The following is a 13,868-nucleotide window of genomic DNA, read 5'->3' as shown; positions in this document are numbered from 1 at the left end:
CCCCATCAGTCCAGCCACACATAGCCCGCGAGCCGCCCGGTGGTGCGGTCACGGCGGTACGAGAAGTGGTCGCCCGACTCCAGCGTGCACTCCGGCGACTGCGCCCGGTCGCGCACCCCGAGCCGGTCGAGCTGCGCGTGCACCCCGGCGCTCACGTCGACCGCCGGCGTACCCCAGCTCGTCTCGGCGTGCGCCGCCGGTTCGACAGCCGCCACCTCGGCGCGCATCGCCTCCGGCACCTCGTAGCACCGCCCGCAGACGGCCGGTCCGGTGCGGGCGACGATCCGGCCCGGCTCGGCGCCGAGTTCGCCCATGGCCCGTACGGCGGCCGGGACGACGCCCCTGACCATGCCGGGCCGGCCCGCGTGGACCGCGGCGACGACCCCGGCGACGGGATCGGCCAGCAGCACCGGGACGCAGTCGGCGGTGAGGACGGCGAGGGCGAGTCCGCGGCGGGCGGTGACGATCGCGTCGACCTCCGGCACCGGGCGGTCTGCCCAGGGCTCGTCCACGACGGCCACATCGGCGCCGTGCACCTGGTTCATCCAGACGACCCGGCCTGGGTCGAGGCCGAGCGACTTGGCGGCGATGTCCCGGTTGGTCCGCACGGCCTCCGGTTCGTCGCCGACCGCGCCGCCGAGGTTCAGCTCCTCATACGGAGCGGCGCTCACCCCGCCCCACCGGTCGGTGAAGGCGAAGTGCGCGCCGCTCACGCTCTCGCGCTCTCCTATCACTTGAGGAAGTCCGGGACGTCCAGCTCCTCGGCCGCGCTGTCCGCGTAGGAGGGGCGGGGCGCCGGCGTCACCGGCGGGGGGGCCGGGATGTCGGCCACCGGCTCGGGCGCCGGCTCCGGCTCCTCCTTGGGCTTGACGCTGCCCAGCGAGCCGAAGGACGGGCGGCTGGGCTCGCTCGACCGGGCCGGGACGGGGTCCTCGCGCCGGGCGCCCGTCGAAGTCGAGGCCGAGCCGAGGACGTTGTCCCGGCGGGCCGGAGGCTGGCCGCCGTCGAAGCCGGCCGCGATCACGGTGACCCGCACCTCGTCGCCGAGGGCGTCGTCGATGACCGCGCCGAAGATGATGTTGGCCTCGGGGTGGGCGGCCTCGCTCACCAGCTGGGCGGCCTCGTTGATCTCGAACAGGCCGAGGTCGGAGCCGCCGGAGATGGAGAGCAGCACGCCCCGGGCGCCGTCGATGGACGCCTCCAGCAGCGGCGAGGAGATCGCCATCTCGGCGGCGGCCACCGCGCGGTCGTCGCCGCGGGCCGAGCCGATGCCCATGAGGGCCGAACCGGCCTCGGACATGACCGACTTCACGTCGGCGAAGTCGAGGTTGATCAGACCGGGCGTGGTGATGAGGTCGGTGATGCCCTGGACACCGGAGAGCAGGACCTGGTCGGCGGACTTGAAGGCGTCCAGGACCGAGACCTGGCGGTCCGAGATGGACAGCAGCCGGTCGTTGGGGATGACGATGAGGGTGTCGACCTCTTCGCGCAGTTCGGCGATGCCGTCCTCGGCCTGGTTCGCGCGGCGCCGCCCCTCGAAGGTGAACGGGCGCGTGACCACGCCGATGGTGAGGGCACCGAGGGAGCGCGCGATGTTGGCCACGACGGGCGCGCCGCCGGTGCCGGTGCCGCCGCCTTCACCGGCCGTCACGAAGACCATGTCGGCCCCCTTGAGGACCTCCTCGATCTCCTCGCGGTGGTCCTCGGCGGCCTTGCGGCCGACGGCCGGGTTGGCTCCGGCGCCGAGTCCGCGGGTGAGTTCGCGGCCGACGTCCAGTTTGACGTCGGCGTCGCTCATCAACAGCGCCTGTGCGTCGGTGTTGATGGCGATGAACTCGACGCCCTTGAGACCGACCTCGATCATCCGGTTGATGGCATTGACACCACCGCCGCCGACACCGATGACCTTGATGACTGCGAGGTAGTTCTGCGGTGCTGCCACGTCGAAGGCCTCTCGCCTCGAATTACGTTGTCGCCGCCGGGCGGTGCCCCGCGCCGGGACGACGGATGCCGAATGGGACGGTCCGTAGCGCCGACCCGAACCCTAACCCTGAAGTTTAGGGTTACCAGTGTGTGTGTTCCCTGGAGTCTTCTGAACAGGACACTAAGTCGACAAGTGGCGCCCGTTCAACGAACACGCCGAACCTCCCGTTTTTCTTTTCACCCTATGTGATCAGCCGTAGCAGTGCCCAACCAGGGTGCTGGCCTGCGCTGATGTGCGTCAACTCCCCGATGACGCAGGGGCGGTGGGAACGCTGACATCGAAGTGCCGCGCGCCGGGAGCTGCTTTCATGAGAGCTGCGAGGGTCCGTGCCTTGGCGCGGCCGTTCTCGCTGCTGCCCCACGCCACCGTGCGGCCGCCGGCCAACTCCAGCGAGATGTCGTCGTAGGAACGGACTTGGACGGTCCGGGTCTGCCCCGCCACGGCGGCCGGCAGAGCGCCCGCGACCCGGACCGCCTCACGCACCAGCCGGTCGGTGCCGAAGCGGCGGAAGCTCGCCGCGCCGGAGCCCGTGCGGGAAACGGACAATTCCAGCGCCGGAACGCCTTTCGGTGCCTGTGAAACCGTGGCGAATCGGACACCTTCGTGGTCGACTTCGACGAAGTCGCCGCTCTTTCGGAGAAGCAGGACCGGAGTGCGCTCGGTCACTTTCAGACCGATTCCCTGGGGCCAGGAACGGACCACATCAACGGTGTCAATCCGGGGCAATTTCCGGCGAAGTCGGGCTTCGATGCCCTCGGTGTCGACGGAAATCATCGGCGCCCCGACCGGCACGTCCGCCGCGTCGAGCACCTCGGCCGGGCTCAGCACGAGCGTGCCGGACACGGAGACGTGCCGGACGCGCAGCCAGCTCGAGCCGTACAACACCCAGGTGCCACCGGCTCCGAGGAGCAGCAGGAGGACCGCCAGGATGACGATCGTACGAAGGCGCAGTCTTCTGAGCCGGCGGGCGAGCGGCGGGCCGGACGACTCCTGCTGGCGTTCACCGCGCTCGGCGGTAGTCGGTCCGGCCACCCTCACTGCCCTTTCGTCATACGGTCCTAACGGCGCGAGGCGATCGCCTCGTACACCATGCCGACGAGCAGCTCGTCGGCGTCCCGGCGGCCGAACTCACTTGCCGCGCGGGACATCTCGTACAGCCGGTGCGGATCGGCGAGCACGGGCAGGACGTTCTGCTGCACCCACTCGGGCGTGAGTTCCGCGTCGTCGACGAGGAGTCCGCCGCCGGCCTTCACCACCGGCTGGGCGTTGAGCCGCTGTTCACCGTTGCCGATGGGCAGCGGGACGTAGGCGGCCGGGAGCCCGACGGCGGAGAGTTCGGCGACGGTCATCGCGCCCGCGCGGCACAGCATCATGTCGGCCGCGGCGTACGCGAGGTCCATCCGGTCCAGGTAACTTACCGGGATATAGGGGGGCATTCCCGGCATCTGGTGCACCTGCGGCAGTTCGTTCTTCGGGCCGACCGCGTGCAGGATCTGGATGCCGGCCTGCTGGAGCCAGGGGGCGACCTGCTGGACGACCTCGTTGAGGCGCCGGGCGCCCTGGGAGCCGCCGGAGACGAGCAGCGTGGGCAGGTTCGGGTCGAGGCCGAAGCGGTGGCGGGCCTCGGGGCGGGCCGCGGCGCGGTCCAGGGTGGCGATGGAGCGGCGCAGCGGGATGCCGATGTAGCGGGCGTCGCGCAGCTTGCTGTCGGGCGTGGAGACGGCGACCCGGGCCGCGTACCGTGAGCCGATCTTGTTGGCCAGGCCGGGGCGGGCGTTGGCCTCGTGGATCACGATGGGCACCCCGAGGCGCTTCGCGGCCAGATAGCCGGGCAGGGCGACATAGCCGCCGAAACCGACCACCACGTCCGCCTTGGTGCGCTCCAGGATCTGCTCGGCGGCCTTGATGGTGCCGCGCAGCCGGCCCGGGACGGTGATCAGCTCGGGGGTGGGCTTACGGGGCAGCGGCACCGCCGGGATCAGCGCCAGTTCGTAGCCGCGCTCCGGGACGAGCCGGGTCTCCAGGCCGCGCTCCGTGCCCAGGGCCGTGATCCCCACGGTCGGGTCCTGCCTGCGCAGGGCGTCCGCGAGGGCGAGCGCGGGCTCGATGTGGCCGGCGGTCCCCCCACCGGCGAGTACGACATGCACCGAAATTCACCGCTCTCCGGACGAGCGCGCCGCCGAGGCACGCCGTCGCATCGTGTTCCATCTCCGAGGCCCCCGCTCACCGCCGGAGCCTCCCGCCCGCTTTCTACCAAAGCGAGGTTGCCGCATGGCAAGGGCCGCCCGCGCAGCGGGCTCGTCGCGCGCGAAGGCGATCAGCAGCCCGATGGCGAACATGGTCGGCAGCAGGGCGGACCCTCCGTAGGAGAACAGCGGGAGGGGGACGCCGGCGATCGGCAGCAGCCCGAGCACCGCACCGATGTTGACCACCGCCTGGGCGGTGATCCAGGTGGTCACGCCTCCCGCGGCGTACCTCACGAAGGGGTCCTCCGTGCGTCCGGCCACGCGGATACCCGCATAGCCTAGAGCCGCGAACAGGGCGAGCACGGACAGCGTCCCTGCCAGGCCCAGTTCCTCACCGGTGACGGCGAAGATGAAGTCGGTGTGAGCTTCGGGCAGTTGGCCCCATTTTTCCACACTCGCACCGAGACCGGATCCGAAGAGTCCGCCGGAGGCGAGGGCGTAGATCCCGTGCACGGCCTGCCAGCAGTCGGCGACCCCCGCCTTGGGCTCGGTGGCGCCGATGCAGGCGAGCCGGGCCATCCGGTTGGGGCTGGTCTTGATGAGGACGCCGCCGATCAGGGTCGCGATCGTCAGCACCCCGGCGAACAACCGGGTGGGCGCCCCCGCCAGCCACAGCAGGCCGAACAGGATGGCCGTGAGGATGATCGCGGTGCCCATGTCGCCGCCGAGCATGATCAGCCCGAGCAGCAGGAAGGCGACCGGCACCAGCGGCACCAGCATGTGCTTCCACTGGGTCAGCAGCCGCTTCTCCTGCTTGCGCGCGATCAGGTCCGCGCCCCACAGCACCAGGGCGAGCTTGCCGAACTCGCTGGGCTGGATCTGGAAGGAGCCGCCGAGGGAGATCCAGTTCTGGTTGCCGTTGACCGCCATCCCTATCCCGGGCACCTGCACCAGGGCCATCAGGAAGACGGCGCCGGCGAGGATCGGGTAGGCGAGCGCCCGGTGCAGTTTCACCGGCATACGGGAGGCCGCGAACAGCAGCAGCCCGCCGATCACGGCGGCCAGCAGCTGCTTGCGGAAGAAGTACGACCCGGGCAGCGACATCTGCAGCGCGGTGATCTGGGAGGCCGAGTAGACCATCACCAGACCCAGCACGATGATCAGCACACTGCCGCCGAGGATCAGGTAGTAGGCGGTGAGCGGCCGGTCCCAGGCCTTGCGCGCGCGGGTGCAGGCCCGTTGGACGGGGCTCTCCCGCGGAAGGCGCTGCGCGGGGGGCCGCTTGGCGGCCCCCTGAACCGGAGGACGACCTGTACGGCTACCGGACATCACCGGCTCCTCCCGACCTCAGCCACATCCGAGTCTCCCGTTCCTCCAAGGGTCCCGAAGCACCCTGTGTGGCCGAGACCCGCGGTCAGGCGCCCGCTTCGAGTTCGCGGACCGCCGCCGCGAACGCGTCACCGCGCTGGTTGTAGTTGGTGAACATGTCCATGGAGGCGCAGGCCGGGGCCAGCAGCACCGTGTCACCGGGCCGAGCCAGCCGCTTCGCTTCCGTCACCGCCTGGAGCATCGCCCCAGTGTCGGTCCGGTCGAGGTCCACCACGGGTACTTCCGGCGCGTGTCGCGCGAGGGCGTCGCGGATCAGCGCCCGGTCGGCGCCGATGAGGACGGCACCGCGAAGTCGCTTCGCCGACTTGGCGACCAGTTCGTCGAAGGTCGCGCCCTTCGCCAGACCGCCCGCAATCCATACAATCGACTCATATGACGCCAACGAGGCTTCCGTGGCATGGGTGTTGGTCGCCTTGGAGTCGTCCACGTACGCCACCCCGTCGAGGTCGGCGACGTGCGCGATGCGGTGCGCGTCCGGGCGGAAGGCCCTCAGACCGTCGCGTACGGCCTTGGCGGGCACCCCGAAGGCGCGCGCGAGGGCCGCCGCGGCAAGGGCGTTGGCGATGTTGTGCGGGGCCGGCGGGTTGACGTCGGAGACCTCGGCGAGCTCCTGGGCGTTCTTCTGCCGGTTCTCGACGAAGGCGCGGTCGACCAGGATGCCGTCCACCACGCCGAGTTGGGAGGGCGCGGGGGCGCCGAGGGTGAAGCCGATGGCCCGGCAGCCCTCCTCCACGTCGGCCTCGCGGACCAGGTCCTCGGTCGCCTTGTCCTCGACGTTGTAGACGCAGGCGACCCGATTGCCTTCGTAGACACGGCCCTTGTCGCGCGCGTAGGCCTCCATGGAGCCGTGCCAGTCCAGGTGGTCGGGCGCGAGGTTGAGGACCGCGGCCGAGTGCGCCCGCAGCGAGGGCGCCCAGTGCAGCTGGTAGCTGGACAGCTCGACGGCGAGGACGTCGTAGGTCTCCTCGCCGAGGACCGCGTCCAGCAGGGAGACGCCGATGTTGCCGACGGCGGCCGTGCGCAGGCCCGCGGCCCTCAGGATGGACGCGAGCATCTGCACGGTCGTGGTCTTGCCGTTGGTGCCCGTGACGGCCAGCCAGGGCGCCGCGTCGGGGCCGCGCAGGCGCCAGGCCAGCTCGACGTCGCCCCAGACCGGCACGCCCGCCTTCCCGGCCGCCCGGAACAGCGGCTTGTCCGGCTTCCAGCCGGGCGCGGTGACGATCAGCTCGGTGCCCTCCGGCAGGGTTGCGCCGTCGCCGAGCCGCACGGTGATGCCGAGCGCCTCCAGCTCCGCGGCCTGCTCACGCGCGCGTGCGTCGTCGCCGTCGTTGACGACCGTGACGACCGCCCCGCGCGCGTGCAGCACCTTGGCCGCCGGGACGCCGGAGACGCCGAGCCCGGCGACGGTGACGTGCTTGCCCTGGAAGTCGTAGAGCTCCGAGGTGGAGGTCACTTGTCCGCTGCCCATCCTGCATAGAAGAGGCCCAGTCCGACAATCACACAGATGCCCTGGATGATCCAGAATCGGACCACCACCAGGACCTCGGACCAGCCCTTGAGTTCGAAGTGGTGCTGGAGTGGCGCCATCCGGAAGACGCGCTTTCCGGTGAGCCGGAAGGAGCCGACCTGGATGACGACCGACATGGTGATGAGCACGAACAGGCCGCCCATGATGGCCAGCAGCAGCTCGGTGCGGGAGAGGATGGCCAGACCGGTGAGGACACCGCCGAGCGCGAGCGAACCGGTGTCACCCATGAAGATCTTCGCCGGCGAGGTGTTCCACCACAGGAAGCCCAGGCAGGCGCCCATCAGCGCGGAGGCGATCACCGCGAGGTCGAGCGGGTCGCGCACCTCGTAGCAGGCGGCCGGGTTGGTCAGGGTCTGCGCGTTGGCGCAGGACTCCTGGAACTGCCACACCCCGATGAACGTGTAGGCGCCGAAGACCAGCACGGAGGCGCCGGTGGCCAGGCCGTCCAGACCGTCGGTGAGGTTCACGCCGTTCGACATCGCGAGGATCATGAACAGCGCCCAGACGACGAACAGCACCGGGCCGATCGTCCAGCCGAAGTCGGTGATGAAGGACAGCTTGGTGGAGGCCGGGGTGTTGCCGCGGGCGTCGGCGAACATCAGGGACAGCACCGCGAAGGCGATGCCGACGATCAGCTGGCCGGCCATCTTCGCCTTGGCCCGCAGGCCCAGCGAACGCCGCTTGACGATCTTGATGTAGTCGTCGAGGAAGCCGACCAGGCCCATGCCGAACATCAGGCCGAGGACCAGCAGCCCGGAGTAGGTGGGCGGGTAACCGGTGATGAGCTTGCTCAGGAAGTACGCCGCGATCGTCGCCAGGATGAAGGCGATACCGCCCATCGTCGGCGTACCGCGCTTGCTGGCGTGCTCGCGCGGACCGTCGTCGCGGATGTACTGGCCGTAGCCCTTGCGGGCGAGGAGCTTGATCAGCAGCGGGGTGCCGATCAGCGTCAGGAAGAGGCCAATGACTCCTGAGAACAGGATCTGCTTCATCATCGGGTGGCAACCTCGCCCTCGGCACCGGTCTCGACGAGCGCCTGGGCAACGCTCTCCAGACCCACCGAACGGGACGCCTTCACGAGCACGACGTCCCCCGGGCGCAACTCGCTGCGCAACAGGTCGATCGCCGCCTGTGCGTCGGACACGTGCACCGACTCCTCACCCCACGAACCCTCGTTATATGCGCCCAGTTGCAGCCAGGAGGCCTCAATCCCCCCGACGGCGACGAGCTTGCTGACGTTGAGCCGGACGGCGAGCCGTCCGACGGCGTCGTGCTCGGCGAGCGCCTCGTCCCCCAGCTCGGCCATCTTGCCGAGCACCGCCCACGTGCGGCGCCCCTTGCCCATGGCCGCGAGCGCCCGAAGGGCGGCCCGCATGGACTCGGGGTTGGCGTTGTAGGCGTCGTTGACGATGGTCACGCCGTCCGGGCGCTCGGTGACCTCCATGCGCCAGCGGGAGAGGGAGCCCGCCTCGGAGAGCGCGGTGGCGATCTCTTCCGCGGACATGCCCAGCTCATGGGCGACGGCGGCCGCGGCGAGCGCGTTCGACACGTGGTGCTCACCGTACAGGCGCATGGTCACATCGCATGCACCGGAGGGTGTGAGAAGCCTGAAGGACGGCTGTCCGCTGTCCGTGAGTCGCACGTTCTCGGCGCGTACGTCCGCTTCGGCCGACTCTCCGAAAAGGACCACCTTCGCCTTGGTACGCGACGCCATGGCGCGGACCAGCGGATCGTCGGCGTTGAGGATCGCGGCGCCGCCCTCGTCCGCCGCCGGAAGCGCCTCCACGAGTTCGCCCTTGGCCTGGGCGATCTGCTCCCGGCCGCCGAACTCCCCGATGTGGGCGGTGCCGACGTTGAGGACCAGGCCGATCCTGGGCGGCGTGAGGCCGGTGAGGTACCGGATGTGCCCGATACCGCGGGCGCCCATCTCCAGCACGAGGAACTGCGTCTCCTCGGTGGCGGTGAGGGCGGTGAGCGGCAGCCCGATCTCGTTGTTGAGCGAGCCGGGCGTGAACACCGTCGGCGCCTTGCGCTGGAGCACCTGCGCGATCAGGTCCTTGGTGCTGGTCTTGCCCGCCGAGCCGGTCAGGGCGACGAGGGTCGCGCCGAGCCGGCGTACGACGTGCCGGGCGAGCGCGCCGAGGGCGGTCTGGACGTCGTCGACGACGATCGCGGGCACGCCGACCGGGCGGGACGCCAGTACGGCGACCGCGCCCGCCCCGATCACCTGCGGTGCGTAGTCGTGGCCGTCCACGCGCTCGCCGACGAACGCGGCGAACAGGCTGCCGGGCACCACCTCGCGGGAGTCCCGGACGACCGGTCCGGTGACGGCCACGGACGGATCCGGTATGTCGTGCGTCTGCCCGCCGACGACTGCTGCGATCTCGGCGAGGGAGAGGGCGATCACAAGTTCATCCCCTGGATCTTCTGGATTTTCATCCCTGGGTTTTCTGGATGGCTTCGCGGAGCACCTGGCGGTCGTCGAAGGGACGGACCACGCCGGCGATGTCCTGGCCCTGCTCGTGGCCCTTGCCCGCGACCAGCACGGTGTCGCCGGCCCGGGCGCGGCCCACGGCGGCGGCGATCGCGGCGGCCCGGTCCTCGAACAGGAGCACCTCGCCGCGCTCGTGCGCGGGCACGGAGGCGGCGCCCTGGAGCATGGTCGCGAGGATCGCCAGGGGGTCCTCGGAGCGGGGGTTGTCGGAGGTCAGTACGGCCGTGTCGGCGAGCCGTGCCGCGGCGGCGCCCATCGGCGCCCGCTTGGTCCGGTCGCGGTCGCCGCCGCAGCCGAGCACCACGTGCAGGCGGCCCTTGGTGACCTTGCGCAGCGCCTTGAGCACGGACTCCACGGCGTCGGTCTTGTGGGCGTAGTCGACGACCGCGAGATAGGGCTGCCCGGCGTCCACGCGCTCCAGGCGGCCCGGGACGCCCGGCACGGCGGCGATGCCGTCGGCGGCGGTCTGCGGGTCGAGACCGGCGGCGGCGAGGGCGACGACGGCGGCGAGGGTGTTCGCCACGTTGAAGGGGCCGGCGATCGGCGACCTGGCGTGGACGCGCTCACCGCGCGGGCCGACGACGGTGAACGCCGAGTCCATGGGGCCGACCTGGACGTCCTCGGCGCGCCAGTCGGCGTCGGGGTGGCCCTCGGCGGAGAAGGTGATGACGGGGACCGTGGCCTCCTCCGCCAGCCTGCGGCCGTACTCGTCGTCGGCGTTGATCACGCCGAGCCTGCTGCGCTCGGGCGTGAACAGCCGCGCCTTGGCCCGGAAGTAGTCCTCCATGTCGGAGTGGAACTCCATGTGTTCCGGGCTGAGGTTGGTGAACACGGCGATGTCGAAGACACAGCCGTCGACCCGGCCGAGGACCAGGGCATGGCTGGAGACCTCCATGGCGACCGCCTCGACGCCGCGCTCGCGCATGACGGCGAACAGGGCCTGGAGGTCGGTGGCTTCCGGGGTGGTGCGCTCGGACTTGATGCGCTCGTCGCCGATGCGCATCTCGACCGTGCCGACGAGTCCGGTGGACTTCGCGGTCCGGAGGCCGCCCTCGACCAGGTAGGCGGTGGTGGTCTTGCCGGAGGTGCCGGTGATGCCGATCTGGAGCAGGTCGCGGCCGGGGCGGCCGTAGATCGTCGCCGCCAGCTCGCCCATCCGCCCGCGCGGGTCGTCGACGACCAGGACCGGCAGTCCGGTCGCGGCGGCGCGCTCGGCACCGGCCGGGTCGGTGAGCACGGCGACCGCGCCGAGGCCGGCGGCCTGGGTGGCGAAGTCGGCGCCGTGCAGGCGGGCGCCCGGGAGGGCGGCATACAGGTCGCCGGGGCGGACGGCGCGCGAGTCATGGGTGATGCCCGTGACCTCGGCGGCGGCGTCCGGAGCGGCGGCACCCAGCTGATCGGCCAGTTCCGCGAGGGGTGTGGCGGAGACCTGAACCGGTCGCGGCGGTCCCGGGTATGTCACGGAAGCGCCCTTCTGGGTGGTTTGGGACTGATCAGCGTGTGGCACGGCGGTGAGCGTACCGGGCGTACCCGCTCCGGAGCGAAGTGAGGGGTTCTCGGCCCCTTGGTTCCCGGCGTCGGGAGTGATCGTCGTCACGAGTCGGTTCCTGGTGTTCCGGTGCTGATCAGGGCTTGTAGTCGACGGGCAGGTTCGCGGCCGGCGCACCGGTCGGCGGGACCTGGAGGGTCTTCAGGGCGAACTCCATCACCTGCTTGTAGATGGGACCGCAGATCTGGCCACCGAAGTAGCTGCCGGCGGTGGCGTTCTGGATGGCGCAGTAGACGGTGATGCGGGGGTTGTCGGCGGGCGCGAAACCGGCGAACGACGAGGTGTAGCCGCGGTACCTGCCGGTGGCCGGATCCACGCGGTTGGCCGTGCCGGTCTTGCCGGCGACGTTGTAGCCGGGGATGCGGGCCTTGACGCCGGTGCCCTGCTCGTCGTCCACGACGGACTCCAGCATCCGGGCGAGCGTCCTGGCCGTCTTCTCGCTGACCACGCGGGTCTGCTTCGGCTTGGGCGCCGGGGTGAAGCGGCCGTCGGCGCCCTTGGTGCCGCGCACCAGGGTCGGCTGGATCCGGACCCCGCCGTTGGCGATGGTCGAGTAGACGGAGGCGGCCTGGACGGCGTTGATGGAGAAACCCTGGCCGAAAGGAATCGTGTACTGCTGCGAGGTGGACCACTTCTGGTACGGCGCGAGGATGCCCGGGGTCTCGCCCGGGAAGCCGAGTCCGCTGTAGCCGCCGATGCCGAACCTGCGCAGGTACGAGTAGAGGACCTTGTTGGCCTGGGCCTGGGTTTTGCCGAGCTGGCCGGTGGCCAGGATGGTCCCGATGTTGCTGGACTTGGCGAGGACGCCGTTCAGCGTGAGGTACCAGGTGCCGTGGTCGACGTCGTCGGCGAAGAGCCGGTCGCCGCGGTGCAGCCGGTTCGGTACGACGACATGGGTGAGCGGGGTGGCCGCGTTCTCCTCCAGCACGGCCGCCATGGACATCACCTTGGCGGTGGAGCCGGGCTCGTAGGCGTCCTGGACGGCGGCGTTGCCCAGGGCCGCGCCGTCGGCCTTCGACAGGTCGTTGGGGTCAAAACCCGGCGCGTTGGCCATGGCGAGGATCTGCCCGGTGCGGGTGTCCTGGACGACGACGTAGCCGCGGTCGGCCCTGGACTTCCTCACCTGCTCGGTGATGGCGTTCTGCGCGGCCCACTGGATGTCGCGGTCGATGGTCAGCTCGACGTCGGAACCGGGCACGGCGGGCGTCTGGGTCGATCCCGCCGTGGGCACCTCGCGCCCTCCGGACTGGGCGTAACGGATCTTGCCGTCCTTGCCGGACAGCACCTTGTTCAGCTCCTGCTCGATGCCGCCGCCGCCCTGGCCGTCGGCGTTGACCCAGCCCAGTATCCCGGCGGCGAGGTCGCCGTTGGGGTACACCCGCTGGCTGCTGGGGTCGGCGAAGACGCCGGCGAGCACGTTGACGGTGCCGCCGTCCGTCTCCGCCTTCTTGGCGAGCGCGTTCTTCAGGTCCCTGATCTGCTTCCAGACCTGCGGGGTCTGCCGGGTGGCGAGCCGGGCGTACCGGGAGTTCCTGTTCGCGGGCCGCAACTTCTTCACGATCTCGGCCTGGCTCTGCCCGAGGATCGGCGAGAGCAGCGCGGCGGCCCGCTCCGGGCCGTCGCCGATCTTCAGCTGCTTCCTGCTGAACATCGTCGGGTCGGCCGTGATGTCGTACGCGTCCTCGCTGATGGCGAGGGCCACGCCGGTGCGGTCGGTGATCCCGCCGCGCTCGGCGGCCAGCGTGTGCACCACGTACCGGTTCTGCTCGGCGCGCGCGGCGTAGGCGCTGGCGTCCACGGCCTGCACCTGGAGCAGCCGTACCACGAAGGCGATCATGACCAGGGTCAGTGTGAGGCTGACCAGGCGCAGCCGGGGCCGCGGGCTGCCGAGCCGGAGGGGGCGCTGGCCCGGCGGCCGGGTGTTGCTCGGCCGCCGCACCGGACGCGCACCGGGCCCGGGCTGCCGCCGCACGGCACTCCTCGGCCGCGGCGCCCTGGCCGGTCCGGGCACACGACGCCGCGGCGGTTCCCTGTCGGACACTTCCGTCACCTGCCGGGGGTCGGGGTGGGAATGGGCTGGGAGAGGGAGGGGGGTGGAGGGATGGCCGCGTCGGGGGTGGAGACGGCGGGGGCGGACTGGGGCTGTCCCGGGGCCGGTGCCGCGGCGGAGGGGGTGACCGGGGCCGGGGTGGTGGGCGTGGCCGGGGTCGGCGTCGTGGCGGTGGCCGTGGGCACGGAGGCCGCCGCGATCGGGGTCGGGGAGTCGGGGGCGACCGGGTCGGTGAAGGCGGCGGACTCGGGGGCGGCGCTCGGGGCGCCCTTGACCTTGCCGTCGGGGCCGAGGAAGGCCGGGTCGCCGCCGGGGACCATGCCGAGCTGGCGGGCGCGGCGCTGCAGGGCGTCGGGGGCGGAGTAGGCGTCGATGTCCCGCTGGAGGGCCTGTTCCTCGTCGGTGAGGTTCTTCGTCTGCTTCTGCAGGTCGGCGAGTTTGAACGAGCCTTCGCTGAGCGCCGAGTTGAGCACCAGCAGTCCGATGAGGCCGCCGCCGAGCAGCAGGACGACGAGCAGGACGAACGGGGTGCGGGCCGCCCGGGCGCGGCCGGCCGGGAAGAGCCGGGCGAGCCGCGCGGCCCGCCCCTTCAGTTCGGGTTTCCTACTCACTGTCCCCCCGGCGGTCGGTTCGGGAGCCCTCGGAGCGGCCCTGGTGCGCCCTGGGACTCTCCCCGGTGCTCCCGTGA

Annotated in this window: 11 protein-coding genes; all 11 read right to left on the bottom strand. The window is 71.3% G+C overall.

What is annotated here, in order from left to right; translation table 11 throughout:
* Positions 1-5: 5 nt before the first annotated feature.
* Positions 6-734 carry a peptidoglycan editing factor PgeF gene (gene pgeF / locus ABB07_RS28385; protein WP_208901373.1) on the bottom strand — a complete coding sequence of 243 codons (729 nt, stop codon included), beginning with the start codon at positions 732-734 and terminating at the stop codon, positions 6-8.
* Positions 731-1,942, bottom strand: a complete 1,212-nt coding sequence (ftsZ, locus tag ABB07_RS28380) for a cell division protein FtsZ (protein WP_208901372.1) — start codon at positions 1,940-1,942, stop codon at positions 731-733. Before ftsZ ends, pgeF begins: the two co-directional genes overlap by 4 nt.
* Before the next feature lie 279 nt (positions 1,943-2,221).
* Positions 2,222-3,016: a cell division protein FtsQ/DivIB gene (locus tag ABB07_RS28375; protein WP_208901371.1), complete on the bottom strand. Its 795-nt coding sequence runs from the start codon at positions 3,014-3,016 to the stop codon at positions 2,222-2,224.
* A gap of 26 nt (positions 3,017-3,042) precedes the next feature.
* On the bottom strand, positions 3,043-4,131 hold the full coding sequence (gene murG / locus ABB07_RS28370; RefSeq protein WP_055707302.1) for an undecaprenyldiphospho-muramoylpentapeptide beta-N-acetylglucosaminyltransferase: 1,089 nt from the start codon (positions 4,129-4,131) through the stop codon (positions 3,043-3,045).
* 6 nt (positions 4,132-4,137) lie between these two features.
* Positions 4,138-5,499: a putative lipid II flippase FtsW gene (gene ftsW, locus ABB07_RS28365; RefSeq protein ID WP_208901370.1), complete on the bottom strand. Its 1,362-nt coding sequence runs from the start codon at positions 5,497-5,499 to the stop codon at positions 4,138-4,140.
* A gap of 85 nt (positions 5,500-5,584) precedes the next feature.
* The gene (gene murD / locus ABB07_RS28360) at positions 5,585-7,027 is read right to left on the bottom strand and encodes a UDP-N-acetylmuramoyl-L-alanine--D-glutamate ligase (RefSeq protein ID WP_208901369.1); all 1,443 of its coding nucleotides are present in this window, start codon (positions 7,025-7,027) and stop codon (positions 5,585-5,587) included.
* Complete coding sequence (mraY, locus tag ABB07_RS28355; protein ID WP_063797101.1) at positions 7,009-8,082, bottom strand: phospho-N-acetylmuramoyl-pentapeptide-transferase; 1,074 nt, start codon at positions 8,080-8,082, stop codon at positions 7,009-7,011. The genes murD and mraY overlap by 19 nt, the downstream gene beginning before the upstream one ends.
* Positions 8,079-9,494 carry a UDP-N-acetylmuramoyl-tripeptide--D-alanyl-D-alanine ligase gene (locus ABB07_RS28350; RefSeq protein ID WP_208901368.1) on the bottom strand — a complete coding sequence of 472 codons (1,416 nt, stop codon included), beginning with the start codon at positions 9,492-9,494 and terminating at the stop codon, positions 8,079-8,081. The genes mraY and ABB07_RS28350 overlap by 4 nt, the downstream gene beginning before the upstream one ends.
* Before the next feature lie 28 nt (positions 9,495-9,522).
* Positions 9,523-11,043 (bottom strand): UDP-N-acetylmuramoyl-L-alanyl-D-glutamate--2,6-diaminopimelate ligase, encoded by a 1,521-nt coding sequence (locus ABB07_RS28345; RefSeq protein WP_208901367.1) that lies wholly within the window; start codon positions 11,041-11,043, stop codon positions 9,523-9,525.
* 163 nt (positions 11,044-11,206) lie between these two features.
* Positions 11,207-13,171, bottom strand: a complete 1,965-nt coding sequence (locus ABB07_RS28340; protein WP_279617404.1) for a peptidoglycan D,D-transpeptidase FtsI family protein — start codon at positions 13,169-13,171, stop codon at positions 11,207-11,209.
* Positions 13,172-13,176: 5 nt separating this feature from the next.
* Positions 13,177-13,791: a cell division protein FtsL gene (gene ftsL, locus ABB07_RS28335; RefSeq protein WP_208901365.1), complete on the bottom strand. Its 615-nt coding sequence runs from the start codon at positions 13,789-13,791 to the stop codon at positions 13,177-13,179.
* Positions 13,792-13,868: the final 77 nt, after the last annotated feature.

Source organism: Streptomyces incarnatus, assembly GCF_001027185.1.
In the GTDB taxonomy this organism is placed as follows: Bacteria; Actinomycetota; Actinomycetes; order Streptomycetales; family Streptomycetaceae; genus Streptomyces; species Streptomyces puniciscabiei.
This window is presented reverse-complemented; position numbering and strand designations above follow the sequence as displayed.

Excerpts from the sequence above, each read along its gene's own strand:
- mraY (WP_063797101.1), bottom strand. The coding sequence starts at position 8,082 with ATGATGAAGCAGATCCTGTTCTCAGGAGTCATTGGCCTCTTCCTGACG.
- ftsW (WP_208901370.1), bottom strand. The coding sequence starts at position 5,499 with ATGTCCGGTAGCCGTACAGGTCGTCCTCCGGTTCAGGGGGCCGCCAAG.
- murD (WP_208901369.1), bottom strand. The coding sequence starts at position 7,027 with ATGGGCAGCGGACAAGTGACCTCCACCTCGGAGCTCTACGACTTCCAG.